General features: G+C 53.4%; 20 protein-coding genes, 1 tRNA gene and 1 pseudogene. 13 read left to right on the forward strand and 9 right to left on the reverse strand.

The features are described 5' to 3' along the window. From drmB to MY052_RS03810, 3 genes are read left to right on the forward strand one after another with little or no spacing between them, the layout of a single operon-like run. A complete protein-coding gene (gene drmB / locus MY052_RS03800; RefSeq protein ID WP_142515610.1) occupies positions 1-1,860 on the forward strand; it encodes a DUF1998 domain-containing protein in 1,860 nt (619 codons plus the stop codon). A gap of 1 nt (position 1,861) precedes the next feature. Next, positions 1,862-2,623 (forward strand): DISARM system phospholipase D-like protein DrmC, encoded by a 762-nt coding sequence (drmC, locus tag MY052_RS03805; protein ID WP_142515609.1) that lies wholly within the window; start codon positions 1,862-1,864, stop codon positions 2,621-2,623. A gap of 46 nt (positions 2,624-2,669) precedes the next feature. Further along, on the forward strand, positions 2,670-2,918 hold the full coding sequence (locus MY052_RS03810; protein ID WP_248538228.1) for a hypothetical protein: 249 nt from the start codon (positions 2,670-2,672) through the stop codon (positions 2,916-2,918). Here the strand turns inward: MY052_RS03810 and MY052_RS24200 are convergent. From MY052_RS24200 to MY052_RS03820, 3 genes and pseudogenes are all read right to left on the reverse strand, one after another. Next, a pseudogene (locus MY052_RS24200) lies at positions 2,825-3,082 on the reverse strand (hypothetical protein). The gene MY052_RS03810 and the pseudogene MY052_RS24200 overlap by 94 nt on opposite strands. Then, positions 3,019-3,999 (reverse strand): IS5-like element ISKpn26 family transposase, encoded by a 981-nt coding sequence (locus MY052_RS03815; RefSeq protein WP_048269854.1) that lies wholly within the window; start codon positions 3,997-3,999, stop codon positions 3,019-3,021. The pseudogene MY052_RS24200 and the gene MY052_RS03815 overlap by 64 nt, the downstream one beginning before the upstream one ends. A gap of 163 nt (positions 4,000-4,162) precedes the next feature. Further along, positions 4,163-5,283, reverse strand: a protein-coding gene (locus MY052_RS03820) for an IS3-like element ISSen4 family transposase (protein WP_248537866.1) whose coding sequence is annotated in 2 segments (ribosomal slippage) — positions 4,163-5,025 and positions 5,025-5,283 — 1,122 coding nt in all. Because the reading frame shifts where the segments join, the coding sequence is not laid out codon by codon here. A 21-nt stretch (positions 5,284-5,304) separates the two neighbouring features. Here MY052_RS03820 and MY052_RS03825 point away from each other — a divergent pair. Continuing rightward, positions 5,305-5,664, forward strand: a complete 360-nt coding sequence (locus MY052_RS03825) for an HNH endonuclease (protein ID WP_248538229.1) — start codon at positions 5,305-5,307, stop codon at positions 5,662-5,664. 181 nt (positions 5,665-5,845) lie between these two features. On the opposite strand, the gene MY052_RS03830 is transcribed toward MY052_RS03825, so the two are convergent. From MY052_RS03830 to MY052_RS03845, 4 genes are all read right to left on the reverse strand, one after another. Then, complete coding sequence (locus MY052_RS03830; RefSeq protein ID WP_181522345.1) at positions 5,846-7,105, reverse strand: tyrosine-type recombinase/integrase; 1,260 nt, start codon at positions 7,103-7,105, stop codon at positions 5,846-5,848. A gap of 308 nt (positions 7,106-7,413) precedes the next feature. Beyond that, positions 7,414-8,598 carry a tyrosine-type recombinase/integrase gene (locus MY052_RS03835; RefSeq protein ID WP_248538230.1) on the reverse strand — a complete coding sequence of 395 codons (1,185 nt, stop codon included), beginning with the start codon at positions 8,596-8,598 and terminating at the stop codon, positions 7,414-7,416. 175 nt (positions 8,599-8,773) lie between these two features. Next, a tRNA-Phe gene (locus tag MY052_RS03840) sits at positions 8,774-8,849 on the reverse strand. A gap of 105 nt (positions 8,850-8,954) precedes the next feature. Next, positions 8,955-9,662: a DUF554 domain-containing protein gene (locus MY052_RS03845; protein WP_202217187.1), complete on the reverse strand. Its 708-nt coding sequence runs from the start codon at positions 9,660-9,662 to the stop codon at positions 8,955-8,957. A gap of 418 nt (positions 9,663-10,080) precedes the next feature. On the opposite strand from MY052_RS03845, the gene MY052_RS03850 reads away from it, so the two are divergent. Then, the gene (locus MY052_RS03850; RefSeq protein WP_248538231.1) at positions 10,081-12,216 is read left to right on the forward strand and encodes an ornithine decarboxylase; all 2,136 of its coding nucleotides are present in this window, start codon (positions 10,081-10,083) and stop codon (positions 12,214-12,216) included. 29 nt (positions 12,217-12,245) lie between these two features. On the opposite strand, the gene MY052_RS03855 is transcribed toward MY052_RS03850, so the two are convergent. Next, positions 12,246-12,938, reverse strand: a complete 693-nt coding sequence (locus MY052_RS03855) for a response regulator (RefSeq protein WP_248538232.1) — start codon at positions 12,936-12,938, stop codon at positions 12,246-12,248. After that, entirely contained in the window at positions 12,928-14,565 is a 1,638-nt protein-coding gene (locus MY052_RS03860; RefSeq protein ID WP_248538233.1) for an ATP-binding protein, read from the reverse strand. The genes MY052_RS03855 and MY052_RS03860 overlap by 11 nt, the downstream gene beginning before the upstream one ends. A 348-nt stretch (positions 14,566-14,913) precedes the next feature. Between MY052_RS03860 and MY052_RS03865 the strand changes: the two genes are divergently transcribed. The 8 genes from MY052_RS03865 to citG are packed head-to-tail and all read left to right on the forward strand — an operon-like array spanning position 14,914 to position 22,217. Further along, a complete protein-coding gene (locus MY052_RS03865) occupies positions 14,914-16,275 on the forward strand; it encodes a 2-hydroxycarboxylate transporter family protein (RefSeq protein WP_035892049.1) in 1,362 nt (453 codons plus the stop codon). Positions 16,276-16,288: 13 nt separating this feature from the next. Further along, positions 16,289-17,152 (forward strand): fumarylacetoacetate hydrolase family protein, encoded by an 864-nt coding sequence (locus tag MY052_RS03870; protein ID WP_248538234.1) that lies wholly within the window; start codon positions 16,289-16,291, stop codon positions 17,150-17,152. Between the two features lie 13 nt (positions 17,153-17,165). Then, positions 17,166-18,185 carry a [citrate (pro-3S)-lyase] ligase gene (gene citC / locus MY052_RS03875; protein WP_248538235.1) on the forward strand — a complete coding sequence of 340 codons (1,020 nt, stop codon included), beginning with the start codon at positions 17,166-17,168 and terminating at the stop codon, positions 18,183-18,185. 16 nt (positions 18,186-18,201) lie between these two features. Next, on the forward strand, positions 18,202-18,492 hold the full coding sequence (gene citD, locus MY052_RS03880; RefSeq protein ID WP_035892045.1) for a citrate lyase acyl carrier protein: 291 nt from the start codon (positions 18,202-18,204) through the stop codon (positions 18,490-18,492). After that, a complete protein-coding gene (gene citE / locus MY052_RS03885; RefSeq protein WP_035892044.1) occupies positions 18,492-19,367 on the forward strand; it encodes a citrate (pro-3S)-lyase subunit beta in 876 nt (291 codons plus the stop codon). The genes citD and citE overlap by 1 nt, the downstream gene beginning before the upstream one ends. 10 nt (positions 19,368-19,377) lie before the next feature. Then, on the forward strand, positions 19,378-20,895 hold the full coding sequence (gene citF, locus MY052_RS03890) for a citrate lyase subunit alpha (RefSeq protein ID WP_035892043.1): 1,518 nt from the start codon (positions 19,378-19,380) through the stop codon (positions 20,893-20,895). A 4-nt stretch (positions 20,896-20,899) separates the two neighbouring features. Then, positions 20,900-21,439 (forward strand): citrate lyase holo-[acyl-carrier protein] synthase, encoded by a 540-nt coding sequence (citX, locus tag MY052_RS03895; RefSeq protein ID WP_035892042.1) that lies wholly within the window; start codon positions 20,900-20,902, stop codon positions 21,437-21,439. Continuing rightward, entirely contained in the window at positions 21,417-22,217 is an 801-nt protein-coding gene (gene citG / locus MY052_RS03900) for a triphosphoribosyl-dephospho-CoA synthase CitG (protein WP_123652539.1), read from the forward strand. Before citX ends, citG begins: the two co-directional genes overlap by 23 nt. Position 22,218 lies beyond the last annotated feature (1 nt).

Genomic DNA, 22,218 nt, shown 5'->3' on the forward strand with positions numbered 1-22,218 from the left:
ATGATCATCAATAACAAAACTCCAGTCGGCGAAGTACGTCCAAGCCAGTTGCTATGGACTTATGGGCCTGGCGCGCTAATCGATCTACCGAGCCTATCTGTAGTGACACTAGGTATTGACCGGTGGGAGCGAGATCGCTGCCAGCCAATTCAAGAGGCCCGGCTTCTTGCTGCTGTGCGGAAGGTACTAGGCCCACAAGTCGAAAATTTGCGAATGCCACCCTTTCAAAAAAGCGAGCTCGTTGACCCTTGGTCAGCCGAGGCCAACATAGGTGTACCTGTTCGACCATTTCCCCGCTGGATGCGCTGTGTAAAGTGTGGCTTGCTATCGCCCTTTGATGATGGTCTGCTTGAGATCAAAGAGGATCGATTCAGAGCCGAACGAACTCGCTTTGTTCACAAAGGCTGTACAGGTTCTAAAGGTAATTTACCCGCTAAGGATGCTGATGCCGTTCCTGCACGTTTTCTGCTAGCCTGTCGTGACGGTCACCTAGATGATTTTCCCTGGCACTACTTTGTCCATGGTGGCAATAGTACATGCAAAGGGACACTGCGCTTCTTTGAGAGTGGTGCATCCTTACAAACCGAAAACCTGTGGGTACGGTGTGATAGCTGTGAGGCGTCACGAAGTATGGCCCATGCCTTCGGCAAAGCAGGTAAAGAAAATCTTCCAGCTTGTCGAGGTCGTCACCCACATTTGGATCAATTCGACATTGACTGCGGTGAAGAACCACGGGCAGTACTGCTAGGAGCCACAAACAGCTGGTTTCCGATTACACTTTCTGCATTGGCCATACCCCAATCAAAGAATCCTCTCAGTCAGTTGATTCAAGACGGATGGCCGTTCTTTGAAGCAATTACAGCTGAAGTCATGGTTCCCATCGTTGTGCAAACACTCAAGCTAACTGGTGGTCTCCCTGGAATCGACAAATATAGCGTGTCAGACATCTGGTCAGCCATCGAAATGCATCGTTCTGGTGGCGATAGCGAATTTGTCGGTGAAGCCGATATCAAAGGTCCAGAATGGGAAGTGCTGACGGAGGCCAACCCTCCCACAGATTATCCACACTTCATGAGTAAGAAGATCGGAACCCCAGCACAATTCATACCGTACATCAGCCGTGTATTACTACTTGAACGACTACGAGAGGTTAATGCTCTGCTTGGTTTTACTCGAGTAGAGGCACCAGAAGGATCCGGAGAGATAAATGAACGTCCTCAGATGGCTAGTTTGGCACGCAATAAACCTGAATGGGTGCCAGCTAACCAGGTGCATGGGGAAGGTATCTTCATCCAATTCGATGAAAAAGCTCTTGTAGCTTGGGAATCACTGGATGCCGTCAAGCAAGTCGACGAGATGCTTCGTGGTGGGCATACCGGTTGGCGCAACTCTCGTAATCTCGATCCGAATGAAGATTACCCAGGTATCCGATATGCCATGCTGCATACCCTATCTCATTTGTTGATCCGTGAACTAGCTCTGGAATGTGGATACAACGCAGCAAGTATTCGTGAACGTATCTATGCTGATACCTCAAACGGCAGTCCACAAGCTGGAATCTTGATCTACACAGCAGCAGCTGATTCTGATGGCACGCTGGGTGGCCTTGTAGATCTTGGTAAACCAGAGAATCTTGGTCGTCTGCTAGTACAAGCATTAAATCGTTCTAAGATCTGTTCTTCTGACCCACTATGTTCTGAACATAACCCGGAGAAAGATCGGTCGTTACATGCCGCGGCCTGCCATGCATGTAGCCTGGTAGCAGAAACCTCCTGTGAGCAAGGCAATCGCTATTTGGATCGATCGCTATTAATACCAACACTTGAGCGTATTCACTCTGCATTTTTTAAGGGTTTTTAACATGGATGAACTCTTAGATGCTGTTACCGTTCTAGTTTGTCTAGTTTCTCCTGAAAAGGTACAAGCGATCGCTACCCGAATTCGACGGACTGAAGCCTGCAAGGCTCTGCTGGTGCTGCCAAGTGCAGTAGGAACTCCCAAGGCAAGTATCGCTATTGAGAGACTAGCAATTGCATGGCAAAACACCATGGTCAGTTCAGATGAACTAGCATCTATGCTTCTCGCTGCAAGCCATGTTTACTTTAAAGTTAGCTCTGAGCAAAGTACTGAACTTGTATGGACTGGCCCAACAACACCTTTTGTATCTGTTCGCCGTACAGAACAAGTGCTGCTACAAATAATCAATGCTGCAAAACAGTCTTTATTCATTACCAGCTTTGTTGCCTATGATGTGTCGAGTATTGTGAATGCATTGAATACAGCTATAAAACGTGGGGTGACCATTACAATGTTGCTGGAATCCTCACAAGAGCATGGTGGTAGTATCAATATTGATATAATCGGTAAGATGTTGGTGCTTATACCTGGCGCACATATTTACGCCTGGAACAATAAAAACAATGAATTTTCAGAGGGTCGTGTGCATGCGAAAGTGATTGTTGCCGATGGTCACACTTGTTTTATTACAAGTGCAAACCTAACTGGGTTTGCAATGGAGAGAAATATTGAAGCAGGAGTGCTCATTACTGGCGGAGGGATTCCAGAAGCACTCAGTGAGCATCTGCACTCCCTTATAAATACAAATATCATTAGTCTGATTTGATTTATTCAGCCTGATATAAAATGAATCTTCGCGCTAAGGATAAAAATTGAATACATCTGAAAGTGGATTATTAGAAGTAGCTTGGTATCTGGCTAAGTATGGAAAAAAAAAGCCTCCTGAATCTCTGGGTGTTGACACATGGAAAGCAGCAATATCACTATTTTATTCAACATTTGGTGCAGGTAAAACGAGAGTTGAATTTTATAACAGTCTAAAAAACCACCGTGATCGTTTTGATTCTTGGCTAAGGAAGGTGCGAATAAGCAGGTCATTTCTTCCCAAGCTGACTCGCTGATTAAAATTTCGCGGATCTGGGCCGATTTTTTTCCCGCAAACACATCGAATCAGCCTATTTAGGCTATTTTTTCCACCATTTCTGGCGTTATTTCAGGTTTTTACTGAGATCTCTCCCTCTGACGTATCATTTGGTCCACCCGAAACAGGTTGGCCAGGGTGAATAACATCGCCAGTTGGTTATCGTTTTTCAGCAGCCCCTTGTATCTGGCTTTCACGAAGCCGAACTGCCGCTTGATGATGCGAAACGGGTGCTCCACCCTGGCACGGATGCTGGCTTTCATGTATTCGATGTTGATGGCCGTTTTGTTCTTGCGCGGATGCTGCTTCAAGGTTTTTACCCTGCCGGGACGCTCGGCGATCAGCCAGTCCACATCCACCTCGGCCAGCTCCTCGCGCTGTGGCGCTCCTTGGTAGCCGGCATCGGCTGAGACAAATTGCTCCTCTCCATGAAGCAGATTAGCCAGCTGATTGAGGTCATGCTCGTTGGCCGCGGTGGTGACCAGGCTGTGGGTCAGGCCACTCTTGGCATCGACACCAATGTGGGCCTTCATGCCAAAGTGCCACTGATTGCCTTTCTTGGTCTGATGCATCTCCGGATCGCGTTGCTGCTCTTTGTTCTTGGTAGAGCTGGGTGCCTCAATGATGGTGGCATCCACCAAAGTGCCTTGGGTCATCATGACGCCTGCTTCGGCCAGCCAGCGATTGATGGTCTTGAACAATTGACAGGCCAGTTGATGCTGCTCGAGCAGGTGGCGGAAATTCATGATGGTGGTGCGATCCGGGAGGGCGCTATCCAGGGATAATCGGGCAAACAGGCGCATGGAGGCGATTTCGTACAGGGCATCTTCCATGGCACCGTCGCTCAGGTTGTACCAATGCTGCATGCAGTGAATACGCAGCATGGTCTCCAGCGGATAGGGCCGTCGGCCATTGCCCGCCTTGGGATAAAACGGCTCGATGACAGCGGTCATATTCTGCCATGGCAGAATCTGCTCCATGCGGGAGAGGAAAATCTCTTTTCGGGTCTGACGGCGCTTAGTGCTGAATTCACTATCGGCGAAGGTGAGTTGATGGCTCATGATGTCCCTCTGGGATGCGCTCCGGATGAATATGATGATCTCATATCAGGAACTTGTTCGCACCTTCCCTAAGTGATCTGGCGGAATGCTGATGGTTCTCCTGGCGAGCTCCCGTTGCCTGCTCAGACTGTTATTGACCTGCCCCCACGATTAGATACAACACTCAGTTAGTAACGTCGGAATCTTCATTCCCAGAATGACCCTTTCTCCAGCCCGCTGCAAATTCAGACGGTGTCTGATAATTCAGCGTGGAGTGCGGGCGGCATTCGTTATAATCCTGCCGCCAGTCATTAATAATTTTCCTGGCATGAACGATATCGCTGAACCAGTGCTCATTCAAACATTCATCGCGAAATCGTCCGTTAAAGCTCTCAATAAATCCGTTCTGCGTTGGCTTGCCCGGCTGGATTAAGCGCAACTCAACACCATGCTCAAAGGCCCATTGATCCAGTGCACGGCAAGTGAACTCCGGCCCCTGGTCAGTTCTTATCGTCGCCGGATAGCCTCGAAACAGTGCAATGCTGTCCAGAATACGCGTGACCTGAACGCCTGAAATCCCAAAGGCAACAGTGACCGTCAGGCATTCCTTTGTGAAATCATCGACGCAGGTAAGACACTTGATCCTGCGACCGGTGGAAAGTGCGTCCATGACGAAATCCATCGACCAGGTCAGATTGGGCGCCGCCGGACGGAGCAGCGGCAGACGTTCTGTTGCCAGCCCTTTACGACGTCTTCTGCGTTTTACGCCCAGGCCACTGAGGTGATAAAGCCGGTACACGCGCTTATGATTAACATGAAGCCCTTCACGGCGCAGCAACTGCCAAATACGACGGTAGCCAAAACGCCTGCGCTCCAGTGCCAGCTCAGTGATGCGCCCTGATAAATGCGCATCAGCAGCCGGACGGTGAGCCTCATAGCGGCAGGTCGACAGGGATAAACCTGTAAGCCTGCAGGCACGACGTTGCGACAGACCGGTCGCATCACACATCAACATCACGGCTTCCCGCTTCTGGTCTGTCGTCAGTACTTTCGCCCAAGAGCCACCTGAAGCGCCTCTTTATCCAGCATGGCTTCGGCAAGCAGCTTCTTGAGTCTGGTGTTCTCTTCCTCAAGCGACTTCAGGCGCTTAACTTCAGGCACCTCCATACCGCCATACTTCTTACGCCAGGTGTAAAACGTGGCATCGGAAATGGCATGCTTGCGGCAGAGTTCACGGGCGGGTACCCCAGCTTCGGCTTCGCGGAGAATACTGATGATCTGTTCGTCGGAAAAACGCTTCTTCATGGGGATGTCCTCATGTGGCTTATGAAGACATTACTAACATCGGGGTGTACTAATCAACGGGGAGCAGGTCAGTTCCCTGCCTGCCCTATAACTGGTATTTCTTTTCAACCGCTGTTAAGGGCTAGCCACATTAAGCCTTGGGCCGTTTGCCAGAATGGTCATGAGCGACTGGATCCTTATAATGGAATAATGCTGGCAGTGCATATTGATGCTCTTTTTGACCAAGGATGGCTGTCATTTAGTAATAATGGGCACCTCTTAATTAGCACTGAACTTGATGTTGAAGTAAAAACACAACTAAACTTACCTAAAAATATCCCGCCATTCTCGGCACAGCATCATCACTATATAAAGTGGCATCGAGAAAACATATTAAGATAACGATATTATTTTCGTGGAAATAGTTGCACAAAAAAAACACGCCAATTAAAAGCAGACATCCAACCATCCTCATGTTCAGATGCCTGCTTTACTAGCAATTTTTTATCAGAGGTCCTCTTGGAGATAGATCGCCAGCAATACTATGTCGTATGTGGCAAATACTATACTCAATCACGCTTATCTATTTCCCTGTATTAATTTTCGCAAAATCAAACGGACTCACTACTCCTTCCCGGTTCGCATCCAGAAAATCAGCCCACCACTGCAGCATCAGTCTGCGCTCATCCAGATGCTCGGCCTTATGAATATACGCCGCACGCACAGAGTTGCGTTCCATATGGCTCATCTGCCGTTCCACTGCATCTCTCGACCACAATCCCGATTCAATCAGCGAACTACAAGCCATTGTCCTGAAACCGTGACCACAGACTTCAACCTGAGTGTCATACCCCATCACTCGCAGAGATTTGTTTACCGTGTTCTCACTCATCGGTTTACGAGGATTATGATCACCAATAAAGATCAGTTCATGATCGCCACTGAATGTCTTAATCTGCTCAAGAATCGACAGAGCCTGTCGGGAAAGCGGTACCAGATGGGGCGTACGCATTTTTGACCCACGCTGCGAGTGCTTTACTCCTTCGATAGCTTCTCGCTCAGCTGGAATCGTCCACATAGATGTTTCAAAATCGATCTCTGTCCAACGGGCAAAACGCAGTTCACTGGAACGAATAAAGACGAGGAGGGTTAGCTCAACGGCAAGGCGAGTTAAAGGCCTACCGCTATAGCTGTCAATTCTTTGAAGAAGCTCAGGGATACGTTTCAATTCAAGAGCAGCTCGATGCTGTCTGTTACTTGAAGCAACGGCACCCACCATTTCCTGCGCGGGATTATAGTCAAGCAAACCGCTCTGAACGGCATAACGCATGATTGCAGTAGTTCGCTGTTGTAGCCGGGAAGCCACTTCTAGTCGCCCCGACAGTTCTACAGCTTTAATAGGAGCTAACAGGTCCCGTGTTTTTAGTTCGGCAATATTACGTTTGCCAATGGCAGGAAAGAGGTTGTCTTCCAGGCTTTTCAGAACTCGTCGGCTATGTTCTTCCGACCACTTTTTATTTGTGGCATGCCACTCAACGGCGAGTTGTTCAAAAGTGCGCGCTTCTTCCAGCTCAACCTTATCATTTTTCTTTTTGTCTCCCGGATCGATGTTGTTTGCCAAAAGCTTACGTGCTTCATCGCGACGAGTTCTGGCATCTGCAAGAGATACGTCAGGGTAAACCCCTAAAGCCAGCATCTTTTGCTTTCCGCCAAAGCGGTACTGCAGACGCCAGTATCTTGAACCATTTGGGTGGACGAGAAGATGCATACCATTGCCATCAGTAAGCTTGTATTGCTTATCCGTTGGCTTGGCTGTTCTGACTTTGATATCTGTTAGAGCCATGCTTATCCCCTCCCTGTTGGTACAAGCATTATCGAACCGGAAATACCATCATCTCTACCAACATGTGTTGGTAGATGTACGTTGAAGTCGGTTGACCTTGAGAGAGTTAATATAGCGAGAAAAGCAGGTAAATGCTGGATTTTAGACATAAAAAAAGACCTCAGTTGAGGTCTATTTACATACATATGGTGCCGAAGGCCGGACTCGAATTGCACACTCACTCCGATGCATAAAAAATTAAAGGATAAAAAGGGAAAGGCCCCGTCATGATGACGGGACCTTTCTATTATGTTTGTTGTGGTTCGGTTTTAAAGGAGATTACTATTCAATGAATCTAGGTAATCAGCGTACCACTGCATCATTTCCCGCCTTCCATCCAGATATTGCGCATGATTATACGTTCCACGGATACTGTTCTTATCCACGTGAGCAAGCTGCATTTCGATCCATGCCGAGTTGAACCCTTGCTCATGTAAAATAGTACTCATAGTGTGCCTGAAGCCGTGGCCGGTAGCCTTGCCATCATAACCGATGCGTTTGATCACCATGTTGATACTGGCTTCACTCATCGGTTTGTTGATATTGCAGCGACCAGGAAATACCAGTTGATAATGGCCAGTATAAGTGCGGAGCTCCTGCAGTATCGCCAGAACCTGGTTTGACAAAGGCACCAGATGTTTGCGGCGCTTCTTCATACGACTTTCTGGGATCGTCCATAACGCATTCTCCAGATCAAACTCATGCCATTCGGCTGCACGTAGCTCAATCGTACGGACCCCCGTCAGTAACAACAAACTGGTTGCCATACGTGTAATGCAGCTACCGTGGTAATCAGCCAGACTGGAAAGGAACGCGGGTAATTCGGATGCTTGAAGGTGAGGGAAGTGTTCTGTCTTTGGTGCGGTCAGCGTCCCGGTGAGTTCAACTGCCGGATTAATCGTTGCACGTCCTGTTGCGATGGCATAGCGGAAGATCTGATTGCAGTACTGCCTGACCTTACGTAATTTTTCCAGCGAACCACGCTTTTCAATCAGACGTAAAACCTCCAGCATCTCCAGAGGCAGGATTTCTGCGACAGGGCGTTTGCCTACATACGGGAAGATATCCTTCTCCAGCGCCTCCAGAACGCTCTCAGCGTAGCTTTCCGACCATGAGATACACTTGTGCTTGTGCCACTCCATAGCGAGCGCCCTGAAGGTATTGACGACAGATATCTTTTTGGCGAGTTTTTCGAGCTGCTTTTTCTCACTCGGGTCGCCACCATCAGCAATCACCTTTCTGGCCTCATCACGTTTTACGCGCGCGTCAGCCAGGGAGACCTCAGGATAAACACCAATAGATAATTTTTTCTCTTTACCGGCGATACGGTATTTCATACGCCAGTAGCGTTTTCCGGTGGTGGTGACAAGGAGAAAAAGGCCACGTTCGTCAGAGAGTTTATAATCTTTCTCTTTAGGCTTCGCGGTCTCGACCTGCCGGGCTGTCAGTGCCATATGGGGGCCTCAAGTTTCATTGAACACAATGAGCCCCCTGAAAAGCCCCCGGATGCAACTTGATTAAGGTAGAGTTGAGTTGAGGTCAGTGGAGTTCGGAATGTTCGAAAGCGATGTATGACAGTGATTATACTTGAGTTTTGTGGAGTTTGGGAGACGTACATAGAAGTGAAAGTGGTGCCCGGACTCGGAATCGAACCAAGGACACGGGGATTTTCAATCCCCTGCTCTACCGACTGAGCTATCCGGGCAACGGGGCGCATTAAACCGTAATCGCCTCGACTCGTCAACGAAATTTATAAAATTTGCGGCGAGTTGCACAATCTATCACCACTTTGCCCGTTTTGCACGCCAGGTCAGGCAAAAAACGCCGTCCAGGCCGCAGAAATCGGCATCGCCAGCAGCAGCGCAGGCAGCATATTCACCACTGCAAACATCTTAATTCCGCAGATGCGCAGGCCCGTTGCCAGCAGCAGCAGACCGCCGACGGCGGTGAAGTCGGCCATCATGGCGGGGGTGGTCAGCGGCAGAATCAGGAATGCGCAGAACGCCAGCGAGAGCTGGATGATAAGCATCGGCACGCTGATGGCGCAGACCGCAAAACCGAGCGAACAGGCAAAGATCATCGCGGTGAAGAAATCGAGGAACGACTTGGCGATAAGAATGGTCGGGTCGCCGGTCATGCCTTCATGCATTGACCCAAAAATTCCCGTTCCGCTGGCGCAGAACAGCACGATAATCGCCACGAAGCTTTGAATAAAGTTCTCATGCTGGCTGCTTTTGCCCGGCTTGAGCATCCGCTTTTGTATGCTAGAAACGGCTTTATTGATGCCTTTTTCCAGAAAGCAAAACTCGCCAATCAGCGCACCAACCAGCGTCGCGAGCACCATCACCGGCATATTGGCGCATTTGATAACGAGCAGCAGGCCAATCCCCAACGAGGCAAGACCAAAAATCGAGGTCATTGAAACACGAATGCGCTCGGGTAAACGCTGGCTGAGCAGCGCGCCGATCAAACCACCGACTAGCACCGCGCCGGCATTAATAAATGGGCCTATTACCACGTTAACTCCTGTTACTTATCGATAAGTCCTGCATTATTATGGACTGATTAATCGGTTCAGTGCTTGTTTCTCCGTGGTATTAGTGCATAAAAATTTCGTCTTGCACCCCCTGGCTAATGGTGCCATGATTGCGCGAATTTTCTCCTTTTCTGAATCGGGGCCGCCTGCAATGACATCTTTGCCATTACATCGCCAATGCCACTTCGCCTGCTCGCGACGGTCTGCCCCTTCCTCATTGCCCACCATGCGGTGAAGCCAACGCACGCTCACTGCAGGACAACAGTAAGATTAGACCATGTCTGCTTTTACTGATGTCTGGCGGTCGGAGCTGTAACCCAGTTGCACCCAGACGCTTTATGGGGCAAAGCCAGCGGCTTTGTCCGGGGCTTTTACTCTCCCTGAGTGGGTCGTTGCGCTTATGAAATCAATGCACATTGCTGCCAGTCGCGAACTGGTTTCCCGTCTCTCAACCCATCGTCGCGTGGTGGCGCTGGACGGCACCGACTTTACCGATGTGGCAGCAGTCGTCATTACGGTGGCGGACAGCCACAGCGGCATCCTGGCATTACTCAAACGGACCGGCTTTAACCTGCCGGTCTTCGTGCTGACGGCGGACGCTATCAGCGCGCCAGAAGGCGTGAATGCGGTTATTAGTGGAAAAGAGCAGGAGTGGCTGGAGCTGGAGGCGGCGGCCTCTCGTTACGAGGAAGATCTGCTGCCGCCGTTCTTCGACACCCTGACCCAGTATGTTGAGATGGGCAACAGTACCTTTGCCTGCCCAGGCCATCAGCACGGCGCGTTCTTTAAAAAACACCCAGCGGGACGTCAGTTCTATGACTTCTTTGGCGAGAACGTGTTTCGTGCCGACATGTGCAACGCCGACGTGAAGCTCGGCGATCTGCTTATTCACGAAGGCTCAGCCAAGCACGCGCAGAAGTTCGCGGCGAAGGTGTTTAACGCCGATAAAACCTACTTTGTGCTGAACGGTACCTCAGCGGCCAACAAGGTGGTGACCAACGCGCTGCTCACCCGCGGTGACCTGGTGCTGTTCGATCGCAACAACCACAAATCTAACCACCACGGCGCGCTGATCCAGGCCGGGGCGACGCCGGTCTACCTGGAAGCGGCACGTAACCCGTTCGGCTTTATCGGTGGCATTGATGATCACTGTTTTGACGATAGCTATCTGCGCGAGCAAATCCGCGAAGTAGCACCAGAGAAAGCCGATGACGCACGGCCGTTCCGTTTGGCGATCATTCAGCTCGGCACCTACGACGGCACGATTTACAACGCCCGTCAGGTGGTGGATAAAATCGGCCACCTCTGCGACTACATCCTGTTTGATTCCGCGTGGGTAGGCTACGAGCAGTTTATCGACATGATGGCGGACACCTCGCCGCTGCTGCTGGATCTTAACGAAAACGATCCGGGGATTTTTGTCACTCAATCGGTGCACAAACAGCAGGCCGGGTTCTCGCAAACCTCGCAGATCCACAAAAAAGACAATCACATTCGTGGTCAGGCGCGCTTCTGCCCGCACAAGCGGTTGAACAACGCCTTCATGCTGCACGCCTCAACCAGCCCGTTCTACCCGCTGTTTGCGGCACTGGATGTGAACGCCAAAATTCACGAAGGGGAGAGCGGCCGCCGACTGTGGGCGGAGTGCGTCGAGCTGGGCATTGAGGCGCGCAAAGCGATCGTGGCGAACTGCAAGATGATCCAGCCGTTTATCCCGCCGATCGTCGACGGTCGCCCGTGGCAGGATCATCCAACTAAAACTATCGCCAGTGAACGTCGCTTTTTTAGCTTTGCGCCAGGCGCACGTTGGCACGGCTTTGAAGGCTACGCGCAGGATCAATACTTCGTCGATCCCTGTAAGCTGCTGCTGACCACGCCGGGTATTGATGCACAAACCGGGGAATACACCGAGTTCGGTATTCCGGCGACGATCCTTGCGCATTACCTGCGTGAGAACGGCATCGTGCCGGAGAAGTGCGATCTCAACTCGATCCTCTTCCTGCTGACGCCAGCAGAATCCGCCGAGAAAATGGCGCAGTTGGTGGCGATGCTCGGCCAGTTCGAACAGCATATTGAAGACGACACGCCGCTGGCCGACGTGCTGCCGACCATCTACAACAAATACCCGGTGCGCTATCGCGATTATACCCTGCGTGAACTGTGCCAGGAGATGCACGACCTGTACGTCAGTTTCGACGTGAAGGATTTGCAAAAGGCGATGTTCCGCAAAGCCAGCCTGCCTGCGGTAGTGATGAACCCGCAGGATGCCAACAGCGAGTTTATTCGCGGCAACGTGGAGCTGGTGCGCATCAGCGAAGCACAAGGGCGTATTGCCGCCGAAGGTGCGCTACCGTACCCGCCGGGCGTGCTGTGCGTGGTGCCGGGGGAAATCTGGGGCGGCGCGGTGCAGCGCTACTTCCTGGCGCTGGAAGAAGGGGTGAACCTGCTGCCCGGCTTCTCGCCGGAGCTTCAGGGGGTGTACAGCGAGAAGGATGCCGACGGTATCAGCCGATTGTTCGGCTATGTACTGAAATAAAGCAGGCCCCTCATCCCGCGGGTGAGGGGTTATGCGGCGCTGCGTCGGTACATCCGGCGCGGGTGTCCAATCTTGCCGTACAGCATTTCCACGCTCAAAAAGCCCGCTTCTACGCAGTGTTCCAGGTAGCGGCGGGCGGTGGTTTTACTCAAGCCCGTTTCGCTGACGACCTCATCCACCGAGAAGCAGTGCGCGGCCTGGTCGTTAAACAGTTTTTGCACCAATCCCAGCGTTTTCTCCTCAATACCTTTGCTGCCGCTGTCCTGGCGATAATTTTTGGCCTGGAGTTGGTAGAGTGAGTCGACGTTTTGCTGGTCGACGATTTTCCATACCCGCTGTTGCTCTGCAAACTGCACAAAGCGTTCCAGCGATTGGCTAAGACGTTTCCATGATACCGGCTTGAGGATATAGTCAAAGGCGCCGTTGCGAATCGCCAGGCTACAGGTGTCCATGTCGCTGGCGGCGGTAATGAAAATCACCGAGCAGTTGGCCTGCACCAGCATGGGGTTGCTGATGAGCGTAATTCCTTTGCCGTCAGGCAGATAGTTATCCAGCAGTAAAAGCTGCGGCTGCTTGCTTTCGAGCTGCGTCTGAGCGTCCGCCAGCGAAGAGGCCACGCCGACGAGCCGCAGGCGCGGGTGTTTACTGATAAGCTCCGCGTGCAGCTGTGCCAGTTCATTTTCATCTTCAACGATCAGTACATCGATAAGTTCATGTTGCATAGTCGGTATCTTCCAGTTCCTGTGAGGTACACCGGGCCGTTCCCGTTGCCGGAATAAACAGTGAGAAAATCGTGCCGCGTGGCGTGTTATCGGCAACTTCGATTAAACCGCCAGCCTGGGTAACATAACTCTCGATCAGGTACAGCCCAATCCCGTGATCGCCCCGCGTTTTGGTGGTGATCCCGCGTTCAAATATCCGCTCGCGGATCTCCGGTTTAATGCCGATCCCCTGATCGGCGACCTCGATAATTAACTCTCGATCGTTCAGTTTGATCATCACCTCTACGGGTTCATGCGGAAGCGGGGCGCGCTGCGTGGCTTCGATGGCGTTATCCAGCAGATTACCAATAATGGAAATCACCTCGGACTCCGCCAGCGGGACAAACGGCCTGTCCATCAGGCAACCGGGGTCAAAGCGTAGCGCGACGCCTTTTTCGCGGGCGCGAGCGGCTTTCCCCAGCAGCAGGCCGCACAGCGTCGGTGAGCTAAAGCGTGAGGAGATAAAGTCCAGCAACTCTTGCGCGTGCTCTGACTGGGCCTGGATAAAGCGAATGGCCTCGTCGTAGCGCTCCATATGCAATAGCCCGGAGAGGGTGGTCATCCGGTTGAGCTGCTCATGGCGCATGATGCGCAGGTTATCAACGTAGCGTTTTACCTGGCTTAGCTGGGCGCTGAGAGAGTCAATCTCGTTGCGATCGCGGAAGGTGATTACCCAACCCTGAAGCGAGTTTTCCATCATGATCCTTACCCGGCTGGCGATGACCGTCAGATCGTTAAAATGGCAAATCTCATCGTGGGTGTCCTGCTTTAGCATGGTGTCGCGGTTGAAGAACGGCATCGGGGCGATGACATCGCTAATCAGCTGTCCGCGCAGATGACGCGCCGGAAGGCTGAGGCCAAGCAGCTTTCTGGCCGCCTGGTTAATCACTTCAATGCGCAGGTTATCGTCAATGGCGATAACGCCTTCGTAGATAGACTCCATCATGGCCTTTTGCTGGCGCACCAGCAGCCCTATCTCACGGGGCTCGAGGGAGAAAATCTGCTTTTTAATACTGCGGGTGAAGAACCACGAGAAGATGAACAGCGCCAGCAGCAGCAGGACAGCGGCAATCAGGATATTCACCACCTTGTTGACGGTTATGCTGTCGAGGTAGCTGGTGAGATAGCCGACGGAGACAATCCCTATCACCTTACCCTTATCATCAAAAATAGGCGCTTTGCTGCGCAGCGAAATGCCCAACCCGCCCTGGCGAATAGTGGTGGTGCTTTTACCCCGTAACACTTCTTCGTTATCGCCGCCGACAAGCGTGGTACCCACCCGATCGTTAAATACCGAATGAAATAGGTGCCGGCCTTCATTATCACCAATGACAATAAAACTGGCGTCGCTTCGTGCGGCTAATCGCCGCATAAAATCATGGATTGCAGGAATGTTTTTATCGGCAACCTGTTTCCGTAGACTTGGGATGATGGCAATTTCTTCCGCCTGTATTTTGGCGCGACCACTCATCTCTTGATAGAGCTGTCTACCCATATCGATATAATAATAGCTACCCAGCAGCGCAAACAGCACCGAGAAAAAGGCAACCAGCGAAATAAACAGTTTTATCTGGAATGATACTTTCATTACTCTCACGCAGGGCCGCAACGAATTCCGCCAATATATCATCTTTTTTGACGATGCCAGCGTGTTTGCCGGAAACTTGTGATCCCTTGCACAGCCGCGCCCTGACAGGGAATTTTCTGAAAAGCGGGTTTAATTAAGGTTAAATTAATAAATGTTATTTATTTGTGCAATTTAGAAAAGAAACCATAAAAACCACGCTTATAAATAAGGCATTAATCACATTAAATAAAAGAAACCATTAAAACCATAGGTGCCATTAAAACTTCGGTTTTAATATGCTTTCACTCACATAAAGTAAGCCTTTAAGCCCTTAGGCTACACACACAAAATAACCAAAAGGGCTTCATTATGAGCACAACTGATGATTCATTCTCTGTTACCCACGATCCGATAGAAATTCAGCGTCCGGCGCTTAAAGAACGCTGGTGGCATATTATGGATACCTGGAAAGTTGGCATTATTCCGCTGCCGCTGTTTCTGCTGGCTGGGGTACTCATCGCCATTGATTGCTTAGGTGGCAAGCTGCCGAGCGATATCGTGGTGATGGTGGCGACACTGGCGTTTTTTGGTTTTGCCTGTGGCGAGTTTGGTAAGCGCCTGCCGATTGTTGGCAAGCTGGGCGCGGCGGCGATTTGCGCCACCTTCATTCCTTCGGCGATGGTGTATTACGGCCTGCTGCCGGACGTTGTCGTGGAGTCGACCACCAAATTCTATAAATCGACCAACATTCTCTATCTCTATATCTGCTGCATTATCGTTGGCAGCATCATGAGCATGAACCGTACGGTGCTGATTCAGGGCTTCCTGCGCATCTTCTTCCCGATGCTGTGCGGCGAAATCGTCGGCATGATTGTCGGTATGGGCGTTGGCATGGCGCTGGGCCTCGAGCCGTTCCAGATCTTCTTCTTTATCATTCTGCCGATTATGGCGGGTGGCGTAGGTGAGGGGGCGATTCCGTTATCTATCGGTTACGCCACGCTGCTGCATATGGATCAGGGCGTAGCGCTTGGTCGCGTACTGCCGATGGTCATGCTTGGCGGCCTGACTGCCATCATTATTTCCGGCTGCCTCAACCAACTGGGCAAACGCTATCCACACCTGACCGGCGAAGGCCAGCTGATGCCAAACCGCGCCAACGCGGATACGCAATCTTCGCAGCCAACGGTATCGGGTAAAACCGACGTTACCACCATTGCCTCCGGCGCGCTGCTGGCAGTCCTGCTCTATATGCTGGGGATGCTGGGTCACAAACTGATTGGCCTGCCAGCGCCGGTCGGCATGCTGTTTATGGCGGTGCTGGTGAAGCTGTGCAATGCCGCCTCTCCGCGTCTGCTGGAAGGTTCTCAGGTGGTTTATAAATTCTTCCAGACCTCCGTGACCTATCCCATTCTGTTTGCTGTGGGCGTGGCTATCACCCCGTGGCAGGAGCTGGTTAACGCTTTCACCATCAGCAACCTGCTGGTCATCGTCAGCACCGTTTCGGCGCTGGTCGCCACCGGCTTCTTCGTCGGTAAAAAAATCGGCATGCACCCGATTGATGTCGCCATCGTCTCCTGCTGCCAGAGCGGACAGGGCGGTACCGGTGATGTGGCCATTCTGACCGCCGGTAACCGTATGAGCCTGATGCCGTTCGCACAGATTGCAACCCGTATCGGCGGTGCGATTAACGTTTCCATCTCGCTGCTGGTGCTGGGCAACTTCCTCGTTTAATCAGGACTGAATAATGAAACTCGCAAGCTTTATCTATCAGGGCGTACGCAGCTACGGCATCGTAAAGACCCAAGGGATGATTGATTTAGGCCGCCGTCTCGGCGACCGCTACGCTGACCTGAAGGCGCTGCTGGAGGGCAACGGCCTGGCGGATGCCACGCGCTATCTTAACGATGCCGTGGACGTACCGATGGACGCAGTGACCTTTTTACCAGTGATTGAACACCCGGAAAAGATCCTCTGCGTGGGCATGAACTACGCCGAAAAACGCAAAGAGTTTGACCAGCACAATCCGGCACCGACGCTGTTTGTCCGCTTCCCGGATTCCCAGACGGCGCATAACGCACCGGTGCTGAAGCCGCGTCATTCGCATGAGTTTGACTACGAAGGCGAGCTGGCGGTGATTATCGGTAAGGGCGGTGAAAACATCAGCCGTGAAGAGGCGCTGCGCCACGTGGCAGGCTACAGCTGCTATATGGACGGCTCCGCCCGCGACTGGCAGCACACGTGGTTTACCGCGGGCAAAAACTGGCGTCAGACCGGGGCGTTCGGCCCATGGATGGCTACGGCGGATGAAATTCCCGACCCGCACCAGCTTGCCATCCGCACCTGGCTGAACGGCCGCATGGTGCAGGACGATAACACCAGCAGCATGATCCACAAGGTCGCGGAGCTGATTGAATACATCAGCACCTTCACTCGCCTGAGCCCCGGCGATGTGATCATCACCGGTTCCCCTGGCGGCGTCGGCAAAAAGCGTAACCCGCCTCTGTTTATGCAGGAAGGCGACCGCATTGAGGTGGAAATTGAGCACATCGGCCATCTCAGCAACATCATCATGGAAGCGCCAGCGAACACGCTGACGGCAGCGCACTAAGTAAGGCGGCACGATGCACACGCAACCCACTTTCGATTTCCGGGTTACCCAGGTAGCGGAACATCCGGAACGTTTAGATTCGATTCGTTCGCTGCTGGTCGACAGCGGTCTCGGGATGGACAGCGACATTTCGCTGTTTGTTGAAGTCTGGTCCGGGGAAACGCTGGTGGGCTGTGCGGGTCTGGCGGCGAACGTTATTAAGTGCGTGGCGGTCGATGAACGCCAGCGCGGCGCTAACCTCAGCGCCCGCCTGCTGGCTGAGGTAGAAAACGTGGCGCTGGCCCTTGGCCATTTCCACCTTTTCCTTTGTACGCGCCCGTGCAACAAAGAGCGCTTTGCCCGCAGCGGTTTCTGGCCGATAGCCCAAAGCGGTAACAACGCGGTGCTGATGGAAAACACCCCGCAGGGGATCCAGCGTTACTGCCGAGCGCTTAGCCAGAAACGCAAGCCGGGGGAAAAGGTGGGGGCTATCGTGATGAACGCTAACCCGTTCACCCTCGGTCATCGTCATCTGGTGGAAACGGCGGCGGCGCAGTGCGACTGGCTGCACCTGTTTGTGGTGCGCGAAGACGCGTCGTTCTTCCCGTTCCAGGCGCGTCTGGAAATGGTGCGTGCTGGCGTGGCGCATCTGCCCAACGTGACGGTGCATGAGGGCTCGCAGTACATCATTTCCCGCGCCACTTTCCCGGCCTACTTCCTGAAAGAGTCCGGCAAGGTGCAGCAGGCGTGGAGCGAAATCGACGTGCTGCTGTTCCGCAATAACATCGCCCCGGCGCTGGGCGTTACCCACCGTTTTATCGGCTCGGAACCGTTTTGCGATGTCACCCGCCAGTACAACCAGACGCTGCACGCGCTGCTCGAGGACGACATCACGGTGGTAGAGATCCCGCGCATTAAGGTGACGGGAAACGCCATCTCGGCATCGGAAGTTCGCCGCTTACTGAAAACGCAGCAATTTTCTCGAATCCGGGACATTGTCCCGGCATCCACTTTCGCGCATTTAGAAGCGCATTACAGCGCGGAAGTTGCATAACTATCAGGACTAAATCATGAAAATCGTAAGGGAGGCGCTGGCCGGAACGCAGGAGTCCAGCGACCTGATGGTGAAAATCGCCCCCGCCGACGGCGAGCTGGAGATTGTCATCCACAGTGAAGTGATGAAGCAGTTTGGCGAGCAAATTCGCCAGGTTGTCGAAGAAACCCTGCGCACGATGGGCGTGCAGCAAGGGCTGGTTATCGTCGAAGATAAAGGCGCGCTGGATTGTGTTATCCGCGCCCGTCTGCAAAGCGCGGTGTTACGCGCAACTGACACGCAGCAGATTGCCTGGGAGAAACTGTGATGAGTAAACTTCGCCGCAGTATGTTGTTCCTGCCGGGCGCCAATGCCGCCATGCTCTCCACCGCGTTTATCTATCGCCCCGACTCCATTATGTTCGACCTTGAAGACGCGGTGGCGCTGCGTGAGAAAGACACCGCGCGCCTGCTGGTCTTCCATGCCTTGCAGCATCCGATGTACCAGGACATTGAAACCGTCGTCCGTATTAACCCATTAAGCACGCCGTTTGGCCTGCTGGATCTGGAAGCGGCGGTTCGTGGCGGTGTTGACGTGATTCGTCTGCCGAAAACCGATACCCCGGACGATATCTTCGAGCTGGAAGGCCACCTTGAACGCATTGAACGTGAGTGCGGGCGCGAAGTGGGCTCCACCCGCGTAATGGCGGCCATTGAATCGGCGATTGGCGTGATTAACGCCGTAGCGATTGCCCGCAGTTCTCCGCGGCTTATCGGCATTGCGCTGGCGGCGTTTGACTACGTGATGGATATGCAGACCGAACGCGGCGACGGCACCGAGCTGTTTTACGCCCGCTGCGCCGTGCTGCACGCTGCGCGCGCGGCCCATATTGATGCCTTCGACGTGGTGTGGTCAGACGTTAACGATGAGGCCGGGTTCCTGCGGGAAGTGGAGCTGATTCGCAAGATGGGCTTTAACGGTAAATCGCTGATTAACCCACGACAGATTGACCTCTTACACAACGCCTACGCGCCAACGCAGCAGGAAGTCGACCACGCGCAGCGGGTGATTGAAGCTGCGGAAGAGGGCGAGCGCAACGGGCTGGGCGTCGTGTCGCTCAACGGCAAAATGGTGGATGCGCCGATTATTGACCACGCGCAGCGGGTGCTGGAGCGCGCGGCGGCTTCCGGCGTGCGTCGTTAAGGATAAAACAATGAATCAGACAGAACTTCTTCACGTGAATTTCCCCCATCTGCGGGCGCTTAAACCTTTTGATACCGCTCATAGCGCGACGCCGTGGCTGAACGACATCGACGCAAAACATCACCGCAAACTGTGCGACTCGATTGAGCAAGCCGTGGTGCGCAGCGGTCTTAAAGACGGCATGACCATTTCCTTCCATCACGCGTTCCGTGAGGGCGACCGGGTTATCAATAACGTCGTGGCGAAGCTTGCGCAGATGGGCTTTAAAAACCTGACGCTGGCCTCCAGTTCGCTGATGACCTGCAACGACGCGTTGATTGAACACATCGAAAGCGGCGTGATCACCCGTATCTACACCTCCGGTATGCGCGGCAAGCTGGCGGATGCTATTTCTCATGGATTGATGGACGAACCGGTACAAATCCATTCACACGGTGGCCGCGTGAAGCTGCTACAGGACGGCGAGCTACAGATAGACGTCGCGTTTCTCGGCGTACCGTGCAGCGATGAGTTTGGCAACGCCAACGGTACGCACGGCAAGTCCTGCTGCGGTTCACTGGGCTACGCCATGGTAGACGCTCACTTTGCTCGTAAGGTGGTGCTGCTGACCGAAGAGCTGGTGCCGTTCCCGAATATGCCCGCCAGCCTGGTGCAGGATCAGGTGGACTACATTGTGCAGGTTGAGAGTGTTGGCGACCCGGCGAAAATCAGCGTTGGCGCAGCGCGCGTCACCAGTAACCCGCGTGAGCTGAAAATTGCCCGCGATGCGGCGGAGGTTATTGAACACTCCGGCTACTTCAAGCCTGGCTTCTCCATGCAGACCGGCTCCGGTGCGGCGGCGACCGCCTGCACCCGTTTTATGGAAGAGAAGATGGAGCGCAGCGGCGTAACCGCCCGCTTTGCGCTGGGCGGTATTACCGGCAGCCTGGTGGATCTGCATGAAAAAGGGCTGATTGAAAAGCTGCTCGATACCCAATGTTTTGACGGCCAGGCGGCGGCGTCGCTGGCGCGTAACCCGAACCACGTGGAGATTTCGACTAACGTTTACGCCAACCCCGGTAGTAAGGCAGCCTGCTGTGACCAGCTTGATGTGGTTATTCTCAGTGCGCTGGAGATTGATGTCGACTTCAACGTTAACGTGATTACCGGTTCTGACGGCGTGATGCGCGGCGCGTCAGGCGGCCACTGCGATGTTGCGGCGGCGGCGAACCTGACCATCGTGGTGGCCCCGCTGCTGCGTAGCCGTATTCCGACGGTGGTGAAGCGGGTGACTACGCGCCTGACGCCGGGGGAAAGCATTGATGTACTGGTCACCGACCACGGCATTGCGGTCAATCCGGCACGTTCGGAGATCCGCGAACGGCTGATGGCGGCCGGGTTAAAGGTGGTGGATATCGAAACGCTGTACGACCGTGCGGTTTCACTGACCGGCCTGCCGAAGCCCATTGAATTTACCGATAAAATTGTCGGGGTCATCCGCTATCGCGACGGCAGCGTGATTGACACTGTACGTCAGGTGAAGGAGTAACATCATGACCACCGCGACACCCGTGCAGACGGGTGTCAGCCTGGAGGCGCTGCTGGCGGCGAAAGAGAGCCGCGCGGCGCGTCAGGCTGACTGGCTAACGCATTACCAACAGCCGATTATTTCCCTGACCCTGGTGACGCCGGGGGCGGTTAAAAATAGCCTGCGCTATCGCAATACCATGGGTGTGGCGCTACAAATGTGCGATCAAATGCTGTGGCAAAACGGCTGGCAGGTGCTGGATCGCCAGGTCTTCTGGCTGCCTACCGGGCCGGAAGCTATGTGGTGCGTGGCGCATCAGGCACCGGAAATCAAAGCTCACTGCGCGGCGCTGGAACAGAGCCATCCGCTAGGGCGGCTGTGGGATCTCGACGTTATCTGCCCACAGGCCGGACACGTGGGGCGCTTATCGCTGGGGAGCCATATGCGACGCTGCCTGATTTGCGATGAACCGGCGCATGCCTGCTCTCGCTCGCGTAAGCATCCGCTTGAGCAGGTGGTTGGCTGCGTGGAGAAGATGATTGATGACTGGTTTATTCGCGACTAAATCCAACGCCACGTGCATCGCGGCGCTGGCGGAAGAGGCGCTGTGGCAGGAGCTGGAGCTGACTCCAAAGCCGGGGCTGGTGGATAAATACAACAACGGCGCGCACCGGGATATGGACCACGCGCTGTTTGTTCGCAGTATTGCGGCTATTACCCCGTGGTTCTCTCGGTTTACGGAGCTGGGTGAGAAGCACGCGCATCTTCCTGCGAGCGAGCAACTGCGAATGATTCGCCCGATGGGGATTGCCTGTGAACAGGCGATGTACGCGGCAACCGGCGGCGTGAACACCCATAAAGGCGGTATTTTCGCGCTGGGGCTGCTTTGCTTTGCCGCGGGTAGATTGGGTGAGGTAAACCCGCAGCGGCTGTGCAGTGAAGTGAGTGATATCTGCCGTGGCCTGGTTGAGCGAGAGCTGGCAGCCCGTTCATCGCAGGCGACCGCGGGCGAGCGCCAGTTTCACCAGTTTGGCCTGACAGGGGCGCGGGGGGAAGCAGAGAGCGGATTCGCCACGGTTCGCAAGGCGCTGTCGGGCTGGAATCGTCGCCATCTGCACGCACTGCTGCTGCGTTTAATGGCGGTGAACCCAGACAGTAATCTGGTCTCGCGCGGCGGAATGAACGGTCTGCGCTACGTACAGGATTACGCCCACGATTTACTGGAAAACGGTTGGGATGAAGGCGCGCTGATAGCAATGGATAACGCGCTGATTACGCGGAATTTAAGCCCCGGCGGCAGCGCAGATTTGCTGTCAGTAGGATGGGTGCTATCGAAGATATAGT

This window comes from Kluyvera ascorbata (genome assembly GCF_023195735.1).
Taxonomy (GTDB): Bacteria; Pseudomonadota; Gammaproteobacteria; order Enterobacterales; family Enterobacteriaceae; genus Kluyvera; species Kluyvera ascorbata.